Origin of the sequence: Desulfosarcina cetonica JCM 12296 (genome assembly GCF_001311845.1) — a bacterium.
In the GTDB taxonomy this organism is placed as follows: Bacteria; Desulfobacterota; Desulfobacteria; order Desulfobacterales; family Desulfosarcinaceae; genus Desulfosarcina; species Desulfosarcina cetonica.
The window spans coordinates 1-3,868 of sequence record NZ_BBCC01000328.1; the positions used below are offsets into that span (position 1 = coordinate 1).

Below are 3,868 nucleotides of genomic sequence, written 5' to 3' on the forward strand. Positions count from 1 at the left end.
GGCCGCGTCGAGGGTCAGGCCGGAGCGTTTCAGGCGCGGGTCACGGTGAGCAGGGCGTACTTGAACAGGGGCGAAATCCAGCGAGCCTGCTCGCGCGGCTTGAGAAAGGGATAGCCCAAATGGTCGATGTCCGCCACTTGCCCGGCCACCTGGACCGGAAAGTCGGGGCCCGGTTGGATGCGCGTCAACCGATCGATGCCGCTCTGGCCGGCCAGGGCCAGGCGCCACTGTTCATCAAGGTCGATGCCCAGGGGCGAGACGGCGTCAACGCCGATGATGACGGCAGGATCGCGGGACATGCGGCCGTCCATCACCAGGGCAGGAACTGGTAGAGTTTGGCGAACATCTCGTAAATCTCGATCCAGTTCTGCAGGTCCCTTGTGGAATTCATGTGGGCGCGCTTGTTGACCATCACCCAGCTCATGTGGGCGGCGCCGTCCTTGCAAGTGCTGCAGTCGCGCGTCTCCGAGGTGCAGCAGCGGTGCACGGTTTTCAGGTCCGAGGCCCAGCGGATGAAGTTGGTCAGCCGCCGGGGCCGCGGATCGCGGTTGTCCATGGTAATCGTCACCGAGGGGCATTCCATCCAGCCGAAGGGTCGCCCGAGCATTTTCCCCGTGGTGATGATCTCGTGGTAGTACTTGGAGCTGATCACCGTCTGCGGATAGCGTCCAGCATGGCGTCCATTTCGGCGCGGATGGCGTCCAGCTCGGCGGGTGACCAGGAAAATCCGTCCACGCCTTCATCGTTGGACAAAAGTTGCATGTGCACCTTCAGACCCACGTCGCGGATTTTGCGGATGATGCGTTCGGTCTTGCCGATCTGTTTGGGGGTGATGGTGTACAGGTAGTAGGTATAGGGGTCGCCGGCGTAGTGCTTGCTGGAGATGGAGAAGGCATCCTTGCCGCGCAAGAGCCGCTCGTCTTCCTCGCTGCCCCACAGGGAGATGCCGATCATCATGTCGGGAAAACGGTCCCGGGGCACCTTGATCAGCCCGTTGGTGGCGCAGAAGGTGGGTAGCCGTTTGTAGAAGGCCTCCACCCGGTCGAGGCAGAGGGTCGGCTCGCCGCCGATCAGAATGGCCAGGTTGACGCCGCGGGCCATCTCGCTGTCGATGAAGGCTTCCCAGCGTCCCAGGTCCATCTCTTCGTCGGCCACCTTGTGCTCGCCCGAGGAGAAGAAAAAACAGCCCTTGCAGCGCAGGTTGCAGCGATTGGTCACATCGTAGATGGAGCTGCGGATGTTCAGCTTGGAGATTTTGCGGTAGCGCTCATACCACTGGTCGTCGAGCAGCGAGCTGACGGTTTTCATGCAGGAACTCCTCCAAAATCAGGCCAAAAGTCAAATCAGGTCAAACCCGGGTGGCGGCACCGGCTTGGGGCACAGGTCGGCACCCCGGGGATAATCGCGTACCCAGACGGCAAGATAGGTGTTCACGTAGTCCAGCCAGGATTGAAAGGTGTCCGGATCGACCGCATGGCGAAATAGCCGCGCGGTCACCACCGCGCTGCCGGCGGCGTAATGGCGACAGTCGGCGCAGTCCGTGTCCGGCACACAACAGGCCGCGTCGCGATCCCAGGTAAGGTCGGTGCGGTACTGGCGGAAGGAACGGCCCAAGCCCACATCGGTGGACGGGTTGCAGCGCGGGTAGGAGCAGCCGAACAGGGCATGCAGCCCCAGGCTGTGGGTATGGGCCACGGCATTGTAATGGGCGTAGACCACCGTCTCCGGGTAACGTTCCAAAAGGTCGATCATGGTCTGGCGGGTACGGGCCAAGGTTTCGGGGGTATGCCGCAGATCGCCGCTGTAGCCCACCGGGGCCGAGAACATGTTGAAGGTCAGGGTGCATCCCTCATGGGCCAGTTGACGGGTCACCGATTCGGCCTGGTCGATATTGTGGGGCGTGAAGGTATACACGAAGATCGCCCGCGGATCCGACCGGTAGTTGTCGATCTGGCGCACCAGCATCTCCTTGGCGTTGCGCGTGGCCAGGCTGGTGGCATCGTCGCCCCACACGGAAATGTGCAGCCGATAGCCGATTTCGTCCGGCATGCGCTTGAGTCCGTTGGTGGCGATGGCCCCCAGGGGAATCACGTCAAAGCAGGCCTGACAGCGTTCGGGGACCAGGGAGGGCTCGGCGCCGGCCAGCACCACGAAGGTGATTCCCCGATCCTTTTCGGCTTGCATGAGCGCCCGCCACTGGTCCGGGCCGGAATCGTCGCGGGCGTGCTGCTTCTCCCCTTCATAATAGTAACAGCCGTTGCAGCGGATATTGCATCGCCGGGTCATGTCGTAGGTGGATTCGCGCAGGAAGAAATAACGGCGCACCTGCTCCCAGCGTTCGCGCACCACGGGCTCGGCGATCAGATCGGCAAACTTATACGGTACGGGATCTGGGCGGGAACGGGCCTGCGCGGATGCTGGGGGATGGTGGCTCACGTGGGCTCTCCTGAAATTGATGATGCGCACTGCTGACGGTGATTCGCTGGCGACGGCCGCGCACGGGTCGTCAGCCTTCATGGCATGGATGGGCGCATCAGGCGGCAGCGGCGTCGAGCTTATTCTGGATATAGGTCGCGATCAGCCGAATGGTGGTCAGCTTGGGATAGTCGTCCTCATCGATGCGAACGGCATACTCGTCACGCAGGACCAGGGCCACCGTGGCCAGATCCATGCTGTCAATGCCCACCTCATCCACCAGGTCCATGTCCGGATCAAAGGTTTCGGGGGTGACATCCTCCAGCTTGAGCTCGTCGATCATGATTTCGGCCACCCGAAGGGTAATGGTATCCGTTTTGCTGCCTGCTTGCATACCGTGCTTCTCCTTAAAATCCTTATGTGCGTGAGGGGGCCACCGTCATGGTTCCCGTGGTGACCAGCCCGTCGATTTTTTCAATCCGGAAGGTGTAGACGTCGCTCCTTCCCGGCTTGGGGGTTGCGATGATCGTCACCGGGTCTTCCGGCAGAATCATCCGCTTGAACCGGATCCGGCTCATTTCGACGATGCGCAAGGCGTGCCCGGCATGTGCCTGGATCAGATCGAAGACCAGCGCCAGCTGGGCGATGCCCGGCAGGACCGGCTGCCCGGGAAAATGTCCGCTGAACCAAGCCGAATCCCGGGGAATGCGTGCTTCGGCCGTCAGATCAACGCTCTGCGTAGCCATGTGGCGCAACTCCATCGCGAATCCCATAAAATTTTTCTATGTAAATCATTCCACGGTGTTATTCAAGGGAAGAACTGACTTCGACGCATAAAATCATCGGCACAGATATTCCCACAGGGGGCCGCTGTAGCCCTTGCGGTACATGCGCGCCGTGATGGCGGTCATCTCCGGGTCGCCGGCGCCGACCACCCAATTCATGCGTCCCTGGCGCCGCTGTTCGATGATCTCGGTGACGCGCCGGCTATCCATCTCCGGGGCGCGGTAAAAGACGGGATCCACCAGGTTCTGGTCGGCGCGGATCTGGCCCTCGGCCACGGCCAGATCGTACAGGCGCGTGTGGGGATAGATGCGCATGCCGCAGAACATGAAGGCCACCGAGCGATCGAGGGCCTCGATGCGTGTCAGGGTGTCGTCCAGGGTCTGGCGGGTTTCACCCGGTCCGCCGAAAAGGAAATAGTGGGCCGTGTGCAGTCCGGCCCCACGGGCCATGCGGTGGGCGCGGAAGACCGCCTGATGGTCGAAAGGCTTGCCGTAGGCGGCCAGTACCGGGTCGCTGAGGGATTCGGTGCCGAATTCCACATGGCTGAGGCCGCAGTCGGCCATGATGCGGAAATAGTCGGGCTCCGCCGCCGTGGGGGCGAAAAAGGCGCCCCAGGGAATCGTCAGGCCGGCCTGGCGCAGGGCCCGGGCCACCGCCAAGCTGTGCT

Annotated in this window: 7 protein-coding genes; all 7 read right to left on the reverse strand. The window is 62.3% G+C overall.

The window, feature by feature from the left end; translation table 11 throughout:
* Positions 1-29: 29 nt before the first annotated feature.
* On the reverse strand, positions 30-299 hold the full coding sequence (locus JCM12296_RS33080; RefSeq protein WP_054702101.1) for a beta-ketoacyl synthase N-terminal-like domain-containing protein: 270 nt from the start codon (positions 297-299) through the stop codon (positions 30-32).
* 11 nt (positions 300-310) lie between these two features.
* On the reverse strand, positions 311-652 hold the full coding sequence (locus JCM12296_RS46630) for a hypothetical protein (protein ID WP_246805250.1): 342 nt from the start codon (positions 650-652) through the stop codon (positions 311-313).
* Positions 649-1,308 carry a radical SAM protein gene (locus JCM12296_RS33085; protein ID WP_246805252.1) on the reverse strand — a complete coding sequence of 220 codons (660 nt, stop codon included), beginning with the start codon at positions 1,306-1,308 and terminating at the stop codon, positions 649-651. Before JCM12296_RS33085 ends, JCM12296_RS46630 begins: the two co-directional genes overlap by 4 nt.
* Positions 1,309-1,338: 30 nt before the next feature.
* A complete protein-coding gene (locus JCM12296_RS33090; protein WP_246805253.1) occupies positions 1,339-2,436 on the reverse strand; it encodes a radical SAM family protein in 1,098 nt (365 codons plus the stop codon).
* A 97-nt stretch (positions 2,437-2,533) separates the two neighbouring features.
* The gene (locus JCM12296_RS33095; protein ID WP_054702104.1) at positions 2,534-2,809 is read right to left on the reverse strand and encodes an acyl carrier protein; all 276 of its coding nucleotides are present in this window, start codon (positions 2,807-2,809) and stop codon (positions 2,534-2,536) included.
* A gap of 22 nt (positions 2,810-2,831) precedes the next feature.
* Entirely contained in the window at positions 2,832-3,161 is a 330-nt protein-coding gene (locus JCM12296_RS33100) for a 3-hydroxyacyl-ACP dehydratase FabZ family protein (protein WP_172684236.1), read from the reverse strand.
* A 93-nt stretch (positions 3,162-3,254) separates the two neighbouring features.
* Positions 3,255-3,868, reverse strand: a 614-nt coding sequence (locus tag JCM12296_RS33105; protein ID WP_157068136.1) for a B12-binding domain-containing radical SAM protein, incomplete at its 5' end; no start/stop codon positions are given.